The sequence below is a fragment of the Mycobacterium hainanense genome (assembly GCF_041890355.1).
In the GTDB taxonomy this organism is placed as follows: domain Bacteria; phylum Actinomycetota; class Actinomycetes; order Mycobacteriales; family Mycobacteriaceae; genus Mycobacterium; species Mycobacterium hainanense.
Window position 1 is genome coordinate 1,617,277 of sequence record NZ_CP169059.1, and the last position, 18,857, is coordinate 1,636,133.

Here is an 18,857-nt window from a genome sequence, read left to right on the forward strand (position 1 = left end):
CAAGACCAAGTAGGAAGACGAAAAGCCATGGCCGAGTTGACAATCTCCGCTGATGACATCCAGAGCGCCATCGAGGAGTACGTAGGCTCTTTCACCTCCGACACCTCCCGCGAAGAGGTCGGCACCGTCGTCGAGGCCGGCGACGGCATCGCGCACGTCGAAGGCCTGCCCTCCGTCATGACCCAGGAGCTGCTCGAGTTCCCGGGCGGAGTCCTCGGCGTCGCGCTGAACCTCGACGAGCACAGCGTCGGCGCGGTGATCCTGGGTGACTTCGAGAAAATCGAAGAGGGGCAGCAGGTCAAGCGCACCGGCGAGGTGCTGTCGGTTCCTGTCGGCGACGCCTTCCTGGGTCGCGTCGTCAACCCACTCGGTCACCCCATCGACGGTCGCGGAGACATCGACACCGACATCCGCCGCGCCCTGGAGATCCAGGCGCCGTCCGTGGTGCAGCGGCAAAGCGTCAGCGAGCCGCTGCAGACCGGCATCAAGGCCATCGACGCGATGACCCCGATCGGTCGCGGCCAGCGGCAGCTGATCATCGGTGACCGCAAAACCGGCAAGACCGCCGTCTGCGTCGATACGATCCTCAACCAGCGCGAGAACTGGGAGAGCGGCGACGAGAAGAAGCAGGTCCGCTGCGTCTACGTGGCGATCGGCCAAAAGGGCACCACGATCGCCTCGGTCCGGCGGGCGCTCGAAGAGGGTGGAGCGATGGACTACACCACCATCGTCGCGGCCCCGGCTTCCGATTCCGCCGGCTTCAAATGGCTTGCGCCGTACACCGGTTCGGCGATCGCCCAGCACTGGATGTACGACGGCAAGCACGTGCTGATCGTCTTCGATGACCTGAGCAAGCAGGCCGAGGCGTACCGCGCGATCTCGCTGCTGCTGCGCCGCCCGCCGGGCCGCGAGGCCTACCCCGGTGATGTGTTCTACCTGCACTCGCGGCTGCTGGAGCGCTGCGCGAAGCTTTCCGACGACCTCGGGGGCGGCTCGCTGACCGGTCTGCCGATCATCGAGACGAAGGCCAACGACATCTCGGCCTACATCCCAACCAACGTCATCTCGATCACCGACGGGCAGTGCTTCCTGGAATCCGATTTGTTCAACCAGGGTGTGCGTCCCGCCATCAACGTCGGCGTGTCGGTGTCCCGCGTGGGTGGTGCGGCGCAGATCAAGGCCATGAAAGAGGTGGCAGGCTCGCTGCGTCTGGACCTGTCGCAATACCGCGAGCTGGAATCGTTCGCGGCCTTCGCCTCGGACCTGGATGCGACGTCGAAGGCCCAGTTGGAGCGCGGGGAGCGGCTGGTCGAGTTGCTCAAGCAACCGCAGTACCAGCCCATGCCCGTTGAGGAGCAGGTGGTTTCGATCTTCCTGGGCACCGGCGGTCACCTCGACTCCGTGCCCGTGGAGGACGTCAGGCGCTTCGAAACCGAACTGCTGGACCACATGCGGGCTTCGGAGGAGAGCTTCCTGGCCGGTGTCCGCGACAGCGGCAAGCTCTCCGAGGAGGGCGAAAACCAGCTCACCGAGATCATCAACAACTTCAAGAAGGGCTTCGCGGCCACGGGCGGTGGCTCGGTGGTGCCCGACGAGCATGTCGAGCCCTTGAACGAAGAGGACCTCGAAAAGGAGTCGGTCCAGGTCAAGAAGGAGAGGCCGAAGGACACGAAGGACTCCAAGAACGGCAAGGACAAGAAGTAGCTAACAATGGCTGCCACACTTCGCGAACTACGCGGGCGGATTCGCTCGGCGGGGTCGATCAAGAAGATCACCAAGGCCCAGGAGATGATTGCGACATCGCGCATCGGCAAGGCGCAGGCCCGGCTCGAAGCGGCTAGGCCCTACGCGTTTCAGATCACCGCGATGCTGACCACGCTGTCGTCCGAAGCCGCCCTGGATCACCCGTTGTTGGTCGAACGGGAAGAACCCAAACGGGCCGGCGTGCTGGTGGTGTCCTCCGACCGCGGACTGTGCGGGGCGTACAACTCCAGCATCTTCCGTCGGGCCGAGGAGCTGTTCTCGCTGCTGAGGGAGGAAGGCAAGACGCCGGTCGTCTACACCGTTGGCCGGAAGGCGCAGAACTACTTTAGGTTCCGCAACTGGGACATCACCGACTCGTGGACCGGCTTCTCCGAGCAACCCAAGTACGAGAACGCCGTGGAGATCGCCGACACCTTGGTCGATGCGTTCATGAAGGGCGCCGGTGACGACGAGTCGGCGGACGACCAGGGCGTCGACGAACTGCACATCGTCTACTCGGAGTTCAAGTCGATGATGTCTCAGGCCGCGGCGGCCCACCGCATCGCTCCGCTGGTCGTGGAGTACGTCGAGGACACCGAGGAACTGCACACGTTGTATTCGTTCGAGCCGGACGCGACAACGCTTTTCGAGTCGCTGCTGCCGCGGTACGTGACGACCCGCGTCTACGCCGCGCTGCTCGAATCGGCGGCATCGGAGCTCGCGTCGCGACAGCGAGCGATGAAGTCCGCTACCGACAACGCGGACGACCTGATCAAGGAACTGACGCTGATGGCGAACCGCGAGCGGCAGGCTCAGATCACCCAAGAGATCAGCGAAATCGTCGGTGGTGCAAACGCACTCGCCGACGCTCAGTAGCACACGAGGAAGAGAAAAAGAACATGGCTGCTGCTACCGGAACCCAAGAGAAGACCGAGAAGTCCACCAACTCCGAGACGAGCGGCCGCGTGGTGCGGATCACCGGTCCCGTGGTTGACGTCGAGTTCCCGCGTGGATCCGTGCCGGAACTGTTCAACGCGCTCAACGCCGAGATCACGTTCGAGGAACTGAAGAAGACCCTGACGCTCGAGGTCGCACAGCACCTCGGCGACAACCTGGTCCGCACGATCTCGTTGCAGCCCACCGACGGCCTGGTCCGCGGCGTCGAGGTGACCGACAGCGGCAAGCCGATCTCGGTGCCGGTCGGCCAGGACGTCAAGGGTCACGTCTTCAACGCGCTGGGCGACTGCCTGGACAAGCCCGGTTACGGCGAGGACTTCGAGCACTGGTCGATCCACCGCAAGCCGCCGGCCTTCGAGGAGCTCGAGCCCCGCACCGAAATGCTCGAGACCGGGCTCAAGGTTGTCGACTTGCTGACCCCGTACGTGCGAGGCGGAAAGATCGCGCTGTTCGGTGGCGCCGGCGTGGGCAAGACGGTGTTGATCCAGGAGATGATCAACCGTATCGCCCGAAACTTCGGTGGTACTTCGGTTTTCGCCGGCGTGGGGGAGCGCACCCGCGAGGGCAACGACCTGTGGGTCGAGCTCAAAGAGGCCGACGTGCTCAAGGACACCGCGCTGGTGTTCGGTCAGATGGACGAGCCGCCCGGCACCCGTATGCGGGTGGCCCTGTCGGCGCTGACGATGGCCGAGTGGTTCCGCGACGAAGCCGGCCAGGACGTACTGCTGTTCATCGACAACATCTTCCGATTCACCCAGGCAGGATCCGAGGTCTCCACGCTGCTCGGCCGGATGCCGTCCGCGGTGGGCTACCAGCCCACGCTGGCTGATGAGATGGGTGAGCTGCAGGAGCGCATCACCTCGACGCGGGGCAAGTCGATCACGTCCATGCAAGCGGTCTACGTGCCCGCCGACGACTACACCGACCCGGCGCCGGCGACCACTTTCGCGCACCTGGACGCAACCACCGAGCTGTCGCGTTCGGTGTTCTCCAAGGGCATCTTCCCCGCGGTGGACCCGCTGGCATCGAGCTCGACCATCCTGGACCCGAGTGTCGTCGGTGACGAGCACTACCGCGTCGCTCAGGAAGTCATCCGGATCCTGCAGCGCTACAAGGACCTTCAGGACATCATCGCCATCCTCGGTATCGACGAGTTGTCAGAAGAGGACAAGCAGCTGGTGCAGCGCGCGCGCCGCATCGAGCGGTTCCTCTCGCAGAACATGATGGCGGCCGAGCAGTTCACCGGCCAGCCGGGTTCGACCGTGCCGCTGAAGGAGACCATCGAGGCGTTCGACCGCCTGACCAAGGGCGACTTCGACCACATCCCGGAGCAGGCCTTCTTCCTGATCGGCGGCCTGGACGACCTGGCGAAGAAAGCCGAAAGCTTCGGCGCCAAGTTGGACTCCTGAGGACTGAGCGCTAAGGCTCTGAAAGGCTCTGTGGCATGGCCGAATTGAACGTCGAAATAGTCGCCGTCGACCGCAAGATCTGGTCGGGTGAGGCAACGTTCTTATTCACCCGGACCACCGTCGGCGAGATCGGTATCCTGCCCCGGCACATCCCGGTCGTGGCCCAGTTGGTCGACGACGCGATGGTGCGCGTCGAGCGCGAAGGCGAAGACGATCTGCGGGTCGCCATCGAAGGCGGGTTCCTTTCGGTCACCGAGGAGACGGTGACCGTACTGGCGGAGTCCGCCGCGTTCGAGTCCGAGATCGACGAAAGCGCCGCCCGGGAGGATTCGGAGTCCGACGACCCCCGCATCGCGGCGCGCGGGCGCGGCAGATTGCGCGCCGTCGGCGCGATCGACTAGGCGCTTCGGACAAGACGATGAGCGCGCCCATGGTCGGCATGGTCGTGCTCGTTGTCGTTTTGGCGGGCGCGGTTGTCGCGCTGAGCTATCGGTTGTGGAAGCTGCGCCAGGGCGGCACCGCGGGGATCATGCGCGACATTCCCGCGGTAGGTGGCCACGGCTGGCGGCACGGCGTGATTCGCTACCGCGGCGGTGAGGCCGCGTTCTACCGGCTCTCCAGCCTGCGTTTGTGGCCGGACCGTCGACTCAGCCGCAGGGGCGTCGAAATCGTGGCCCGGCGCGCACCGCGCGGGGACGAATTCGACATCATGACCGACGAGATCGTCGTGGTGGAACTGCGCGACACGACCCAGGACCGCCGGACCGGATATGAAATCGCGCTGGACAAGGGCGCGTTGACGGCCTTCCTGTCGTGGCTGGAGTCCCGCCCGTCGCCGCGCGCTCGTCGTCGCAGCGTCTAGGCCTCGGGCGGCAAGCTAACTCGCACTCGGCGCGCCGCCGCCCGGTTTCCACAGGACGTCGCCGTCGGGGTTCGCCGCGCGCGCGAGGATGAAAAGCAGATCCGAGAGGCGGTTCAAATACTTCGCCGGCAGGACGTTGACCTGCTGCGGCGCGGCATCGACGGCCGCCCACGCCGATCGTTCCGCGCGACGGACGATCGTGCGGGCGACGTGCAGCAGCGCCGATAACGGCGAACCCCCAGGCAGCACAAAGGAATTCAGCGCAGGCAGGTCTTCGTTATATTTGTCACACCAGGCCTCGAGCCGGTCGATGTAGGGCTGGGTGACCCGAAGCGGGGGATGCTCGGGGTTCGGTACCACCGGCGTCGACAGGTCCGCGCCGGCGTCGAACAGGTCGTTCTGGATCTGTCGCAGCACGCCGGCCGTCTCCTCGTCGGGCTGACCCAAGGCGATCGCCACGCCGATCGCCGAGTTCGCCTCGTCACAATCCGCGTAGGCCACCAGGCGGGGATCGTTCTTGGAGACCCGCGAAAAGTCGCTCAATCCGGTCGTTCCGTCGTCACCGGTCCGGGTATAGATGCGGGTCAGGTGTATCGCCATGAGCACGACGGTACTGCGGCGCGCGGCGGCGCGGCGCCTCGGCTCGGCTGACTGACAACCCGATACCGCTTCACTAGACTGACGCGGGTGGCAGAGCGATTCGTGGTGACCGGCGGCAACCGGTTGTCCGGCGAAGTCGCAGTGGGGGGCGCCAAGAACAGCGTGCTCAAGCTGATGGCCGCGGCGCTGTTGGCCGAAGGCACCAGCACCATCACCAACTGCCCCGACATCCTCGATGTGCCGTTGATGGCCGAGGTGTTGCGCGGCTTGGGCGCCACCGTCGAGCTCGACGGCGATGTCGCCCGGATCACCTCGCCGGACGAGCCGAAATACGACGCCGATTTTGCGGCGGTGCGCCAGTTCCGGGCGTCGGTCTGTGTGCTCGGGCCGCTGGTCGGCCGGTGCAAGCGGGCCCGGGTCGCACTCCCGGGCGGTGACGCGATCGGATCTCGGCCGCTCGACATGCATCAGGCCGGCCTGCGCCAGCTGGGCGCGCAGTGCAACATCGAGCACGGTTGCGTTGTCGCCCAGGCCGACACGTTGCGCGGCGCCGAGATCCAGCTCGAGTTCCCCTCGGTGGGAGCCACCGAAAACATCCTGATGGCCGCCGTGTTGGCCGAGGGAGTCACCACGATCCACAACGCCGCGCGCGAACCCGACGTCGTGGACCTGTGCACCATGCTGAATCAGATGGGCGCGCAGGTCGATGGCGCCGGTTCGCCGACGATGACCATCACCGGCGTCCCGCGGCTACACCCCACCGAGCATCGCGTGATCGGGGACCGCATCGTCGCCGCCACCTGGGGCATCGCCGCCGCGATGACCCGGGGCGACATCTCCGTCACGGGCGTCGACCCGGCCCACCTTCAGGTGGTGCTGCACAAGTTGCACGACGCCGGCGCGACGGTCACCCAAACGGACAACAGCTTCCGGATCACCCAGTACGAGCGCCCCAAGGCCGTCAACGTCGCGACCTTGCCGTTCCCCGGGTTTCCCACCGACCTGCAACCGATGGCGATCGCGCTGGCGTCGATCGCCGACGGGACGTCGATGATCACGGAAAACGTCTTCGAGGCGCGGTTCCGTTTCGTCGAAGAAATGATCCGGCTGGGTGCCGACGCCCGCACGGACGGCCACCATGCCGTCGTCCGGGGCCTACCGCAATTGTCCAGCGCCCCCGTGTGGTGCTCCGATATCCGGGCCGGTGCCGGCCTGGTCTTGGCGGGGCTCGTCGCCGACGGCGACACCGAGGTTCACGACGTCTTTCACATCGATCGCGGCTACCCGTTGTTCGTCGAAAACCTGGCGATTTTGGGAGCGGAGATCGAGCGGGTAGAGTAACCAAAGTCAGTGCCCCGCAGGGGCGGTCGCCACACCAGGCGACCGACACCCCGGGCTCTTGACTCCCTCGCTGGATTGGTACTAGCCTGGCACGGCTGCTCCCGAAACGGTCTGCAGAAGACCAAAACTGGGAGTTGACTCCACTGCCGGACCTGTATTAAGCTGGCAGGGTTGCCCCAAAACGGGCGAAACAAGTGTTGTTTGAGAACTCAATAGTGTGTTTGGTCTTTATTATTTGTTGTTGTTTTTTTGGCCATACCTAGCACTCCCCGTGTGTGGGTATGGCAATTTTGATGCCAGTTATTGGCGTCTTGTCAGGTATCTCTGATTTGAAATTCACCTCGTTCTGCGAGGAGATTTTGTTTGGAGAGTTTGATCCTGGCTCAGGACGAACGCTGGCGGCGTGCTTAACACATGCAAGTCGAACGGAAAGGCCCTTCGGGGTACTCGAGTGGCGAACGGGTGAGTAACACGTGGGCAATCTGCCCTGCACTTCGGGATAAGCCTGGGAAACTGGGTCTAATACCGGATAGGACCACTTGGCGCATGCCTTGTGGTGGAAAGCTTTTGCGGTGTGGGATGGGCCCGCGGCCTATCAGCTAGTTGGTGGGGTGATGGCCTACCAAGGCGACGACGGGTAGCCGGCCTGAGAGGGTGTCCGGCCACACTGGGACTGAGATACGGCCCAGACTCCTACGGGAGGCAGCAGTGGGGAATATTGCACAATGGGCGCAAGCCTGATGCAGCGACGCCGCGTGGGGGATGACGGCCTTCGGGTTGTAAACCTCTTTCACCATCGACGAAGGCTCACTTCGTGAGTTGACGGTAGGTGGAGAAGAAGCACCGGCCAACTACGTGCCAGCAGCCGCGGTAATACGTAGGGTGCGAGCGTTGTCCGGAATTACTGGGCGTAAAGAGCTCGTAGGTGGTTTGTCGCGTTGTTCGTGAAATCTCACGGCTTAACTGTGAGCGTGCGGGCGATACGGGCAGACTAGAGTACTGCAGGGGAGACTGGAATTCCTGGTGTAGCGGTGGAATGCGCAGATATCAGGAGGAACACCGGTGGCGAAGGCGGGTCTCTGGGCAGTAACTGACGCTGAGGAGCGAAAGCGTGGGGAGCGAACAGGATTAGATACCCTGGTAGTCCACGCCGTAAACGGTGGGTACTAGGTGTGGGTTTCCTTCCTTGGGATCCGTGCCGTAGCTAACGCATTAAGTACCCCGCCTGGGGAGTACGGCCGCAAGGCTAAAACTCAAAGGAATTGACGGGGGCCCGCACAAGCGGCGGAGCATGTGGATTAATTCGATGCAACGCGAAGAACCTTACCTGGGTTTGACATGCACAGGACGCGTCTAGAGATAGGCGTTCCCTTGTGGCCTGTGTGCAGGTGGTGCATGGCTGTCGTCAGCTCGTGTCGTGAGATGTTGGGTTAAGTCCCGCAACGAGCGCAACCCTTGTCTCATGTTGCCAGCGGGTAATGCCGGGGACTCGTGAGAGACTGCCGGGGTCAACTCGGAGGAAGGTGGGGATGACGTCAAGTCATCATGCCCCTTATGTCCAGGGCTTCACACATGCTACAATGGCCGGTACAAAGGGCTGCGATGCCGCAAGGTTAAGCGAATCCTTTTAAAGCCGGTCTCAGTTCGGATCGGGGTCTGCAACTCGACCCCGTGAAGTCGGAGTCGCTAGTAATCGCAGATCAGCAACGCTGCGGTGAATACGTTCCCGGGCCTTGTACACACCGCCCGTCACGTCATGAAAGTCGGTAACACCCGAAGCCAGTGGCCTAACCCTTGGGAGGGAGCTGTCGAAGGTGGGATCGGCGATTGGGACGAAGTCGTAACAAGGTAGCCGTACCGGAAGGTGCGGCTGGATCACCTCCTTTCTAAGGAGCACCACGAAAAGCACTCCAATTGGTGGGGTGCGAGCCGTGAGGGGTCCTCGCCTGTAGTGGGCGGGGGCCGGGTGCACAACAGCAAATGATTGCCAGACACACTATTGGGCCCTGAGACAACACTCGGCCAGTCCGTGTGGTGTCCCTCCATCTTGGTGGTGGGGTGTGGTGTTTGAGTATTGGATAGTGGTTGCGAGCATCTAGACGGATGCGTTGCCGGCAACGGTGGCGTGTTCGTTGAAATGTGTAATTTCTTTTATAACTCTTGTGTGTAAGTAAGTGTTTAAGGGCGCATGGTGGATGCCTTGGCATCGAGAGCCGATGAAGGACGTGGGAGGCTGCGATATGCCTCGGGGAGCTGTCAACCGAGCATTGATCCGAGGATTTCCGAATGGGGAAACCCAGCACGAGTGATGTCGTGTTACCCGTATCTGAATATATAGGGTGCGGGAGGTAACGCGGGGAAGTGAAACATCTCAGTACCCGTAGGAGAAGAAAACAATTGTGATTCCGTCAGTAGTGGCGAGCGAACGCGGAACAGGCTAAACCGCATGCATGGATAACCGGGTAGGGGTTGTGTGTGCGGGGTTGTGGGATTGATATGTCTCAGCTCTACCTGGCTGAGGGGTAGTCAGAAAGTGTCGTGGTTAGCGGAAGTGGCCTGGGACGGCCCGCCGTAGACGGTGAAAGCCCGGTACGCGAAAACCCGGCACCTGCCTTATATCAACACCCGAGTAGCAGCGGGCCCGTGGAATCTGCTGTGAATCTGCCGGGACCACCCGGTAAGCCTAAATACTTCTCGATGACCGATAGCGGATTAGTACCGTGAGGGAATGGTGAAAAGTACCCCGGGAGGGGAGTGAAAGAGTACCTGAAACCGTGTGCCTACAATCCGTCAGAGCCTCCTTATGGGGTGATGGCGTGCCTTTTGAAGAATGAGCCTGCGAGTCAGGGACACGTCGCGAGGTTAACCCGTGCGGGGTAGCCGCAGCGAAAGCGAGTCTGAATAGGGCGCATCCCCTTTGGGGTGTAGTGGCGTGTTCTGGACCCGAAGCGGAGTGATCTACCCATGGCCAGGGTGAAGCGCGGGTAAGACCGCGTGGAGGCCCGAACCCACTTAGGTTGAAGACTGAGGGGATGAGCTGTGGGTAGGGGTGAAAGGCCAATCAAACTCCGTGATAGCTGGTTCTCCCCGAAATGCATTTAGGTGCAGCGTTACGTGTTTCACCACGGAGGTAGAGCTACTGGATGGCCGATGGGCCCTACTAGGTTACTGACGTCAGCCAAACTCCGAATGCCGTGGTGTATAGCGTGGCAGTGAGACGGCGGGGGATAAGCTCCGTACGTCGAGAGGGAAACAGCCCAGATCGCCGGCTAAGGCCCCTAAGCGTGTGCTAAGTGGAAAAGGATGTGCAGTCGCAGAGACAACCAGGAGGTTGGCTTAGAAGCAGCCACCCTTGAAAGAGTGCGTAATAGCTCACTGGTCAAGTGATTGTGCGCCGATAATGTAGCGGGGCTCAAGCACACCGCCGAAGCCGCGGCAACCGTAAGGTTGGGTAGGGGAGCGTCCCCCATGCAGCGAAGCCACCGGGTAACCGTGTGGTGGAGTTTGGGGGAGTGAGAATGCAGGCATGAGTAGCGATAAGGCAAGTGAGAACCTTGCCCGCCGTAAGACCAAGGGTTCCTGGGCCAGGCCAGTCCGCCCAGGGTGAGTCGGGACCTAAGGCGAGGCCGACAGGCGTAGTCGATGGACAACGGGTTGATATTCCCGTACCCGTGTGTGGGCGTCCCTGACGAATCAGCGGTACTAACCACCCAAAACCGGATCGACCATTCCCCTTCGGGGGCATGGAGTTTCGGGGCTGCGTGGGACCTTCGCTGGTAGTAGTCAAGCAATGGGGTGACGCAGGAAGGTAGCCGTACCAGTCAGTGGTAATACTGGGGCAAGCCTGTAGGGAGAGCGATAGGCAAATCCGTCGCTCATTAATCCTGAGAGGTGATGCATAGCCGGTTGAGGTGAATTCGGTGATCCTCTGCTGCCAAGAAAAGCCTCTAGCGAGCACACACACGGCCCGTACCCCAAACCGACACAGGTGGTCAGGTAGAGCATACCAAGGCGTACGAGATAACTATGGTTAAGGAACTCGGCAAAATGCCCCCGTAACTTCGGGAGAAGGGGGGCCGGAATACCGTGAACACCCTTGCGGTGGGAGCGGGATTCGGCCGCAGAAACCAGTGGGTAGCGACTGTTTACTAAAAACACAGGTCCGTGCGAAGTCGCAAGACGATGTATACGGACTGACGCCTGCCCGGTGCTGGAAGGTTAAGAGGACCCGTTAACCGTAAGGTGAAGCGGAGAATTTAAGCCCCAGTAAACGGCGGTGGTAACTATAACCATCCTAAGGTAGCGAAATTCCTTGTCGGGTAAGTTCCGACCTGCACGAATGGCGTAACGACTTCCCAACTGTCTCAACCATAGACTCGGCGAAATTGCACTACGAGTAAAGATGCTCGTTACGCGCGGCAGGACGAAAAGACCCCGGGACCTTCACTACAACTTGGTATTGGTGTTCGGTACGGTTTGTGTAGGATAGGTGGGAGACTGTGAAACCCCAACGCCAGTTGGGGCGGAGTCGTTGTTGAAATACCACTCTGATCGTATTGGACACCTAACGTCGAACCCTTATCGGGTTCACGGACAGTGCCTGGCGGGTAGTTTAACTGGGGCGGTTGCCTCCTAAAATGTAACGGAGGCGCCCAAAGGTTCCCTCAACCTGGACGGCAATCAGGTGTTGAGTGTAAGTGCACAAGGGAGCTTGACTGCGAGACTTACAAGTCAAGCAGGGACGAAAGTCGGGACTAGTGATCCGGCACCCCCGAGTGGAAGGGGTGTCGCTCAACGGATAAAAGGTACCCCGGGGATAACAGGCTGATCTTCCCCAAGAGTCCATATCGACGGGATGGTTTGGCACCTCGATGTCGGCTCGTCGCATCCTGGGGCTGGAGCAGGTCCCAAGGGTTGGGCTGTTCGCCCATTAAAGCGGCACGCGAGCTGGGTTTAGAACGTCGTGAGACAGTTCGGTCTCTATCCGCCGCGCGCGTCAGAAACTTGAGGAAACCTGTCCCTAGTACGAGAGGACCGGGACGGACGAACCTCTGGTATACCAGTTGTCCCACCAGGGGCACCGCTGGATAGCCACGTTCGGACAGGATAACCGCTGAAAGCATCTAAGCGGGAAACCTTCTCCAAGATCAGGTTTCTCACCCTTTTAGAGGGATAAGGCCCCCCGCAGACCACGGGATTGATAGGCCAGACCTGGAAGCTCAGTAATGAGTGCAGGGAACTGGCACTAACCGGCCGAAAACTTACCAACACACACTCGCAACCACTGTTCAGTCCCAGCGACTATTTGTCGCGGGACGCTCTGAACACCACACCCCCCACCGAAACCAAATTTAAATAGAGTTACGGCGGCCACAGCGACAGGGAAACGCCCGGTCCCATTCCGAACCCGGAAGCTAAGCCTGTCAGCGCCGATGATACTGCCCTCTCGGGTGGAAAAGTAGGACACCGCCGAACATACACAAAAACACCCCCGGCAACGGGGGTGTTTTTGCATTTGCGGACAACGCCTATTCCTAATCGAACAATGTCAAAGCCGCATTCTCCGATACGCGTTTCTTCTCCAATGCGAGCAGGGTTCGCTTGCGGTCGAGCCCGCCGCCGTAGCCGGTAAGGCTTCCGTTGGCGCCGATGACGCGGTGACAGGGAACGACAATCGCGATGGGATTGTGGCCGTTCGCCAGTCCGACGGCGCGCGCGGAACCCGGGGCCCCGATCTGTTCCGCGATCTCTCCGTAGGACCTGGTTTCGCCGTACGGAATTGTCTGAAGCGCCTTCCAGACGCGCCGTTGGAATTCGGAGCCGCGAAGCTCGAAGTCGAAGTCGAACTCGATGCGTTCGCCGGCGAAATAGGCGTTCAATTGCTCGGTGGCCTCGTTGAATGCCGCGGCGTTCGGTGCCCAATTGGTGCGGCTGGGTTCGTAGGTCTGGTCGACCATTCGAAGCATGGTCAGCACCGAGTCCTGACCGGCGAGGGTCAGCGGCCCGATCGGGCTGTCGATGGTGCGGTACTCGATCATGCGACCTCCTGTGGTGGCCATTGGTTAACCGGATGTTCGAGGGTGGTCCAGAGGTACTGGGTGGCATACGAGCGCCAGGGGCGCCACCGGGCGCCGTGCGCGACCAGGGTCCGTTCTTCGGTCGGCAAGCCCAACTGCTTGGCGGCCAACCGCAGGCCAAGGTCCGTGACGGGGAAGGCATCCGGGTCGCCGAGGCCGCGCATCGCAATCACCTCCGCGGTCCAAGGGCCCACACCGGGTAGCTCCAGCAGCCGGCTGCGGGCGGCTTCCCAGTCGCTCCCACTGTCCAGGACGATACTGCGGTCGGCGAGGGCGGCGACCAATGCGCTCAGGGTTCGTTGCCTGGCCTTGGGGACCGCCAGGTGGATGGGGTCGATCTCGGCGAGCTGCTCGACGGACGGGAAGGTACGGGTCAGCCCACCGTCGGGATCGGCGATCGGCCGCCCGTAGGCCGCGACCAAGCGACCAGCGTGGGTTCTGGCCGCCTTCGTCGACACCTGCTGGCCGAGCACTGCGCGCACGGCGAGCTCCGCCTCGTCGACCGTACGTGGAATGCGCTGTCCGGGAGCCTTTCCCACGACCGGACGCAGGTGCGGGTCGCCGGACAGGGCGTCGTCCACCGCCTCGGGATCGGCGTCGAGGTCCAGGAGTCGGCGGCAGCGGGCGATCGCGGTGGTCAGGTCGCGGAAGTCGTCGAGCACCAGCACGCAGCGGACGTGATCGACGGCCGGCGTCAGCGTGGCGACGGCGCTGCCGAACGGAAGACGCAGGCTCCGCCGATACGCACCATCGCGTATCTCCTCACACCCTGGCACGGCGCTGGCGGCCAGGTGGCCGAAGACGCCCTCGTAGGCGAACGGGGTGCGGACCGGCAATCGCAGGCACACCGCCCCCGGCGAAGCGGTGCCGGTCCCGGCCCGGGCCGCCGCCCGACGGCGCAGCTCCGTCGGTGTGCTCTCGAAGACCGACCGAACGGTGTCATTGAACTGCCGGATGCTGGAAAACCCCGACGCGAACGCGATGTCCCCGAATGGCAGGCCGGTGGTCTCGACAAGCAGGCGGGCCGTCTGCGCCCGCTGGGCGCGGGCCAGCGCGAGCGGCCCCGCGCCGACCTCGGCCTGCAACAGCCTCTCCAGCTGGCGGGTGGTGTAGCCGAGGTGCGCTGCCAGGCCGCCGACGCCTTCGCGATCCACGGTCCCGTCGGCGATCAGCCGCATCGTCCGGGCGACGACGTCGCCCCGCACATTCCATTCCGGCGACCCGGGCGAGGCGTCGGGGCGGCACCGCTTACACGCCCGGAATCCGGCCCGCTGAGCGGCGGCCGCGGTCGGGTAGAAGCGCACGTTGCGGGCGAACGGCGGCCGAACCGGGCAACTGGGCCGGCAATAGATGCGGGTGGTCAGCACCGCCGTGACGAACCAGCCGTCGAACCGGGCGTCCTTGGACTGGACGGCGCGGTAGCAGCGTTCGAAGTCGTCGTGCACGCTTGTAAGACTTACACCCGCCCGGTGACAAAACTGGCGGGAAAGCGACATGGCAGTGGGGCGCTGTCCTAGGGGCCGTCGTGCCGCACTGCTGCGGCGGCCGCGATGAAGTCGCGGGCCGGGCGAGACAGCGGGCGGCCCGAATCCCAGATCATCCCCACGTCGCGGTACGCGTCGGCGTCGGCCAGTGGCAGCACGCTCAGCCCCGGCGCGTAGTCGCTGCCGTCGATAGGCATCAGGCCGACGCCCAGCCCGGCGGCCACCAGGCCCGCGGTTGTGGTGAGGTTCGCCGCCTCCAGCACGATCCGCGGCTGAAACTGCGCCGCGGCGCAAAGCTCGTCGAGCAGCCGCCGCATGCCGAATCCCGGGTGCATGGCCACGACGGGCTCGTCGGCCAGATCGGTCATGGACACCGCCGCACTGCCTTCGAATCGATGGGAGCGTGGCACGGCGACACCGAGCCGCTGTCGAAACAGGCTGCGCCAGGCCAGAGTTGGCCGCCGCGGACGCGGCGACACCACCCCGACGTCGATACGCCCGGCCAGCACCAGATCGCCGATCGATTCGGCGGCGCCCTCTTCCAGCGCGAAGGCGACGCGCGGTGATGACTCCCTGAACCGCGCGATCAAGCGCGGCACCACCGTCGCCCCGAACGAGCCGAGAAAGCCCACCCGGATCTCGCTGACGGCCGGGTTCGCCAAGTCGTCAATCGCCCGCCTGGCGGAGTCGAGTTCAAGCTGTGCCCGCCGGGCGTGCTCGTAGAAGATCCGGCCATAGGTGTTGAGGGACAGGCGCTTGCCCCGGCGATCGAACAGCGCCACTCCCAACCGCCGCTCGAGACGGGCGAGCATTCGGGTGAGCGTCGGCTGGGCCATGCGGAGCTGCTCGGCGGCCGCCGTGACGTGCTCCAGCTCCGCGAGTGTGACGAACCACTCGTAATCATTGCTCGCCACGCGAAGGCCCTTCGTTTATGTCTGGAGAGCATATTAATCCATCGAATAATTCATTTCCTTTGTATCGCTGCATCGCGCAGGATGAATTGCATGCCCCAGCGCCCCTCCACCGCCATCGCACACCGGGCCGGGACCCGCGGGTACCGGCGATTGACCGCGGCGCTGTGCGGTGCCGGTCTGGCCAGTTTTGCCGCGATGTACTGCACCCAGGCGCTTCTGCCTGCGCTGTCGGCGTCCTATCGGATCGGTCCGGCGGCGGCGGCTCTCACGGTCTCATTGACCACGGGGGTGCTGGCCGTTTGCATCATTCCCGCCAGCATCCTGTCCGAGCGCTACGGGCGCATCACTGTGATGTTGACCTCGGGGGTGGCGTCGAGCGTGATCGGCCTGGTGTTGCCGTTCAGCCCGACGCTCAGCGTGCTGCTCGTCGGACGGGCGGTGCAGGGCGCCGCCCTGGCCGGGATCCCCGCCGTCGCGATGGCGTTCCTGGCCGAGGAGGTACACGCCTCCTCGCTCGGATCGGCGATGGGCCGCTACATCGCCGGAACGACGATCGGCGGGTTGGCCGGTCGACTCGTCCCGTCGCTGGTGATCGAGGCGAGTAATTGGCGGGTCGCGCTGCTGGTGTGTTCCCTGACGACCCTGGCCGGGACTGCGGTTTTCGCCGTCCTGGTGCCCAGGTCTCAGTTCTTCCAGCCGAAGAAGACGAGCGTGGCGGCCAGCGCGCGCAACCTCGCGGCGCATTTGCGAAACCCGTTGCTGCTGAAGCTCTTCGCGGTCGGTTTTGTGCTGATGGGTGGATTTGTGACGGTCTACAACTACCTCGGCTACCGACTGACCGGGCAGCCTTTCGGCCTGGCACCGTCGGTCGTGGGCCTGCTGTTCCTGCTGTACCTGGTCGGCACCTGGACCTCGGTGGTGGCGGGGCGGCTCGCCGACCGCAAGGGACGCCCACTCGCCCTAGGCGTCGCCTTGCCGGTTACAGTGACGGGCCTGCTGCTGACCGTCCCGCACACCCTGGCCGCGGTGGTGGTGGGTGTCGGCGTCTTCACCGGTGGTTTCTTCGCCGCGCACACGGTAGCCAGCGGTTGGGTGGGCGCGGTGGCACAGCGCGACCGCGCGGAGGCGTCGGCGCTGTATCTGTTCAGCTACTACCTGGGCGGATCGGTGGCCGGCGTGTTCGGCGGCCTCGTGTACGGCGGCGGCGGCTGGCCTGCGACCGTCGGTTTCGTCGCCGCGCTGCTGGTGGCCGGTTCATGCCTGGTGGCGTCGTTGGTGCGGGAGAGCGGCTCCCGCACCAACAACCACCTCGTTGCCGAGTTGGCCACGGTTGATTGAGCGTCCGGGAGACGCGGTTACGGGCCGGGAGGGGTTCCGACGCAGACGCCACCGGCGCAGGCCCCCGCGCCGCCGGGTCCGGCGGACGCGCCCGCGCCCGGCACACCCGCGCTCGCCCCACCGGGTCCCGCGCCGGCGCCCGAGCCACCCGGGCCGGCGGTGGTGGCGCCGCCGGGTCCGGTCTCGGGTCCGCCGCCCGGTCCGGCCGGGGTCGTCGCCGCCGGCGCCGTCGTGGTGACGCTGGCCGGCGTCGTGACGGTGGTGGTGACGGTCGAAGTCGACGTCGGGTTCTTGTTGTTGTTGCCTGAGCTGCAGCCTGCGGTCAACGAACTCAAGGCAATCGCCGCGGCGATTCCCGCGGCGACGGAAACACGCCGCGCGGTTCCACTACCGGTCATGTCAACACCAATCTCTTTGAGGGGCGATGTCCTTAGTCCCGTTACCCACTCGGGTCGGAAATCAATCCATCAGGACGCGCCTGCGGTCCCGGCGGGCATAGCAAGTTGAGTGGGGCGTTCGTGTCCGCGTAGCGTCACCGTCTCGCCCAAAGCCCAACGGTCGCGCTCGTTCTCGCTCGCACCATCCAGGGCATCGGCCGTCGCAAGGATCCGACCCGGGTACGACTTGGCGAGCTCGCACAGGCGGGCCGCCTCGTTGACCGGCCCGCCGATGACGGTGTACTCGAAGCGTTCCCGGGCGCCGACGTTCCCGGCGACCACTTGCCCCGCCGCCACGCCGATACCGGCTTGGCACTCCGGCATTTCGTCGGCGAGCCGCTCGGCGATGGCGCGCGCGGCGGTCAACGCCTGGTCTTCCGGATGGTCGAGATGGTTGGGGGCCCCGAAGATGGCCAGGGTCGCGTCGCCCTCGAACTTGTTGACCAGACCGCAGTGTCGGTCCACTTCCTCGACCACGATGCTGAAGAATCGATTGAGCACCGAAACGACTTCGGCCGGAGGCCGGCTGGTCACCAGTTGGGTGGAACCGACGATGTCGATGAATACGACTGCTACATGGCGTTCTTCGCCGCCCAGCTTCGGTCGCTCGCGTTCCGCGGCGAGGGCGACCTCGCGTCCGACGTGTCGGCCGAAAAGGTCGCGCACGCGTTCACGCTCGCGCAGCCCGTCCACCATCGCGTTGAATCCGCGTTGCAGCTCACCGAGTTCGGTGCCGTCAAAGACGACGAGATCGCCCCGCAGATCACCGCGCTCGACGCGGCGCAACGCCGCGCGGACCACGCGAACTGGAGTTGCGGTGAGCCAGGCCAAGATCCACATCAAGAGGCAACCGAAGATCAGCGTGGCGAAGCACACGATGAGCACGCCGACGGCGAACTGGGTCTGGGTCAGATTCCGCAGCAAGATCTCGAACGCGGCCAGCAGGGCGATGCCGATGACGGGCACACCCGAACCCAGGAACCAGACCATCATCGTCCGGCCCATGATGCCCGCCGACAACCGCCGCGGCGGGGGACCGGCCTCGAGTGCCTGAGCGGCCACCGGCCGCAACGCGAACTCGGCCAGCAGATAGCTAGCGGTGGCCACCAGAATCCCGCCGAAACCCACGGCGACGACGAAGCGCGGGATGAACATCGTATTGATCAGGCCGTAGAGGGCCGTCAGCACGACCGTCCCGATGCCCCAGAGGATGAGGTCGAAGCGGGCGATCCCCCACGGGGCCATAAAGGTGTTGCGCTCGTCCTCGCTGGTCGGGGTGCGCTCGTCGATCGCCCATCGCAACGCGAGCACCGTCCGGCGCGTGATCCAGTAGGTGCCCACCGCCAGGGCCAGGGCGATGTAGGCCGGCACGACCCCGAAGGTGAGCCACCCCGGTGCGTCCTCAAACACGCTCGGTTCGGGAACCGCGACCGCCACGATCAGCATCACCGCGGCGATACCGATGAGGTTCGCCCCCAGAACCAGCACGGTCATGATGACCTGGATGCGAATGCGACGACGCTGCTGGCTTTCGGAGACCCGCCCCAGCAGCAGGGAGCCGTACTCAGGGGTCTCCGGCAGCCGGCCGCTCTGACGCGTGACCGTCTCGAGCACCCGCCCGATGCGTTTCGCCAAGCTCTGCGTGGCCGACATGGTGGCGTCAGCCTAATTTGTGGGCCACGCTCTAAGGTGAGT

The 18,857-nt window shown here is 64.0% G+C and carries 13 protein-coding genes and 3 rRNA genes; 10 read left to right on the forward strand and 6 right to left on the reverse strand.

The annotated features are described in order from the left end of the window. The first annotated feature begins 27 nt into the window (after window positions 1-27). The 5 genes from atpA to ACEL92_RS07740 are packed head-to-tail and all read left to right on the forward strand — an operon-like array spanning window position 28 to window position 4,971. Window positions 28-1,704 carry a F0F1 ATP synthase subunit alpha gene (gene atpA / locus ACEL92_RS07720; RefSeq protein WP_374025024.1) on the forward strand — a complete coding sequence of 559 codons (1,677 nt, stop codon included), beginning with the start codon at window positions 28-30 and terminating at the stop codon, window positions 1,702-1,704. Window positions 1,705-1,710: 6 nt separating this feature from the next. Beyond that, on the forward strand, window positions 1,711-2,619 hold the full coding sequence (locus ACEL92_RS07725) for a F0F1 ATP synthase subunit gamma (RefSeq protein ID WP_374025025.1): 909 nt from the start codon (window positions 1,711-1,713) through the stop codon (window positions 2,617-2,619). A 23-nt stretch (window positions 2,620-2,642) separates the two neighbouring features. Further along, entirely contained in the window at window positions 2,643-4,109 is a 1,467-nt protein-coding gene (gene atpD / locus ACEL92_RS07730; protein ID WP_374025026.1) for a F0F1 ATP synthase subunit beta, read from the forward strand. Between the two features lie 35 nt (window positions 4,110-4,144). After that, on the forward strand, window positions 4,145-4,510 hold the full coding sequence (locus tag ACEL92_RS07735; protein ID WP_067747732.1) for a F0F1 ATP synthase subunit epsilon: 366 nt from the start codon (window positions 4,145-4,147) through the stop codon (window positions 4,508-4,510). A 17-nt stretch (window positions 4,511-4,527) separates the two neighbouring features. Beyond that, the gene (locus ACEL92_RS07740; RefSeq protein WP_067747734.1) at window positions 4,528-4,971 is read left to right on the forward strand and encodes a DUF2550 domain-containing protein; all 444 of its coding nucleotides are present in this window, start codon (window positions 4,528-4,530) and stop codon (window positions 4,969-4,971) included. Window positions 4,972-4,986: 15 nt separating this feature from the next. Here ACEL92_RS07740 and ACEL92_RS07745 read toward each other — a convergent pair whose 3' ends face one another. Continuing rightward, a complete protein-coding gene (locus ACEL92_RS07745) occupies window positions 4,987-5,571 on the reverse strand; it encodes a cob(I)yrinic acid a,c-diamide adenosyltransferase (RefSeq protein ID WP_374025027.1) in 585 nt (194 codons plus the stop codon). Between the two features lie 87 nt (window positions 5,572-5,658). Here ACEL92_RS07745 and murA point away from each other — a divergent pair, with 87 nt between their 5' ends. From murA to rrf, 4 genes are all read left to right on the forward strand, one after another. Beyond that, entirely contained in the window at window positions 5,659-6,912 is a 1,254-nt protein-coding gene (murA, locus tag ACEL92_RS07750) for a UDP-N-acetylglucosamine 1-carboxyvinyltransferase (RefSeq protein ID WP_374025028.1), read from the forward strand. A gap of 360 nt (window positions 6,913-7,272) precedes the next feature. Then, window positions 7,273-8,798 (forward strand): 16S ribosomal RNA (locus ACEL92_RS07755). A 282-nt stretch (window positions 8,799-9,080) separates the two neighbouring features. After that, a 23S ribosomal RNA gene (locus ACEL92_RS07760) occupies window positions 9,081-12,181 on the forward strand. A 93-nt stretch (window positions 12,182-12,274) separates the two neighbouring features. Continuing rightward, window positions 12,275-12,387 (forward strand): 5S ribosomal RNA (gene rrf, locus ACEL92_RS07765). Together the 16S, 23S and 5S rRNA genes form the textbook arrangement of a ribosomal RNA operon. Before the next feature lie 59 nt (window positions 12,388-12,446). Here the strand turns inward: rrf and ACEL92_RS07770 are convergent. From ACEL92_RS07770 to ACEL92_RS07780, 3 genes are all read right to left on the reverse strand, one after another. Next, window positions 12,447-12,950 carry a methylated-DNA--[protein]-cysteine S-methyltransferase gene (locus tag ACEL92_RS07770; protein WP_374025029.1) on the reverse strand — a complete coding sequence of 168 codons (504 nt, stop codon included), beginning with the start codon at window positions 12,948-12,950 and terminating at the stop codon, window positions 12,447-12,449. After that, window positions 12,947-14,434: an AlkA N-terminal domain-containing protein gene (locus ACEL92_RS07775; protein ID WP_374025030.1), complete on the reverse strand. Its 1,488-nt coding sequence runs from the start codon at window positions 14,432-14,434 to the stop codon at window positions 12,947-12,949. Before ACEL92_RS07775 ends, ACEL92_RS07770 begins: the two co-directional genes overlap by 4 nt. 68 nt (window positions 14,435-14,502) lie before the next feature. Next, a complete protein-coding gene (locus ACEL92_RS07780) occupies window positions 14,503-15,387 on the reverse strand; it encodes a LysR family transcriptional regulator (RefSeq protein WP_374025031.1) in 885 nt (294 codons plus the stop codon). A 90-nt stretch (window positions 15,388-15,477) separates the two neighbouring features. On the opposite strand from ACEL92_RS07780, the gene ACEL92_RS07785 reads away from it, so the two are divergent. Further along, entirely contained in the window at window positions 15,478-16,725 is a 1,248-nt protein-coding gene (locus tag ACEL92_RS07785; protein WP_374025032.1) for an MFS transporter, read from the forward strand. A gap of 17 nt (window positions 16,726-16,742) precedes the next feature. On the opposite strand, the gene ACEL92_RS07790 is transcribed toward ACEL92_RS07785, so the two are convergent. Together ACEL92_RS07790 and ACEL92_RS07795 are read right to left on the reverse strand one after the other, a co-directional pair. Further along, window positions 16,743-17,123, reverse strand: coding sequence for a hypothetical protein (locus ACEL92_RS07790; RefSeq protein WP_374025033.1), 381 nt, complete (start codon window positions 17,121-17,123; stop codon window positions 16,743-16,745). A gap of 69 nt (window positions 17,124-17,192) precedes the next feature. Then, window positions 17,193-18,815, reverse strand: a complete 1,623-nt coding sequence (locus ACEL92_RS07795; RefSeq protein WP_374025034.1) for an adenylate/guanylate cyclase domain-containing protein — start codon at window positions 18,813-18,815, stop codon at window positions 17,193-17,195. Window positions 18,816-18,857 lie beyond the last annotated feature (42 nt).

What these genes read in the sequence shown, in the direction of transcription:
- atpA (WP_374025024.1), top strand. Translation starts at nt 28, where the DNA reads ATGGCCGAGTTGACAATCTCCGCTGATGACATCCAGAGCGCCATCGAG.
- ACEL92_RS07725 (WP_374025025.1), top strand. Translation starts at nt 1,711, where the DNA reads ATGGCTGCCACACTTCGCGAACTACGCGGGCGGATTCGCTCGGCGGGG.
- atpD (WP_374025026.1), top strand. Translation starts at nt 2,643, where the DNA reads ATGGCTGCTGCTACCGGAACCCAAGAGAAGACCGAGAAGTCCACCAAC.
- ACEL92_RS07735 (WP_067747732.1), top strand. Translation starts at nt 4,145, where the DNA reads ATGGCCGAATTGAACGTCGAAATAGTCGCCGTCGACCGCAAGATCTGG.
- ACEL92_RS07740 (WP_067747734.1), top strand. Translation starts at nt 4,528, where the DNA reads ATGAGCGCGCCCATGGTCGGCATGGTCGTGCTCGTTGTCGTTTTGGCG.
- ACEL92_RS07745 (WP_374025027.1), bottom strand. Translation starts at nt 5,571, where the DNA reads ATGGCGATACACCTGACCCGCATCTATACCCGGACCGGTGACGACGGA.
- ACEL92_RS07770 (WP_374025029.1), bottom strand. Translation starts at nt 12,950, where the DNA reads ATGATCGAGTACCGCACCATCGACAGCCCGATCGGGCCGCTGACCCTC.
- ACEL92_RS07785 (WP_374025032.1), top strand. Translation starts at nt 15,478, where the DNA reads ATGCCCCAGCGCCCCTCCACCGCCATCGCACACCGGGCCGGGACCCGC.
- ACEL92_RS07790 (WP_374025033.1), bottom strand. Translation starts at nt 17,123, where the DNA reads ATGACCGGTAGTGGAACCGCGCGGCGTGTTTCCGTCGCCGCGGGAATC.
- ACEL92_RS07795 (WP_374025034.1), bottom strand. Translation starts at nt 18,815, where the DNA reads ATGTCGGCCACGCAGAGCTTGGCGAAACGCATCGGGCGGGTGCTCGAG.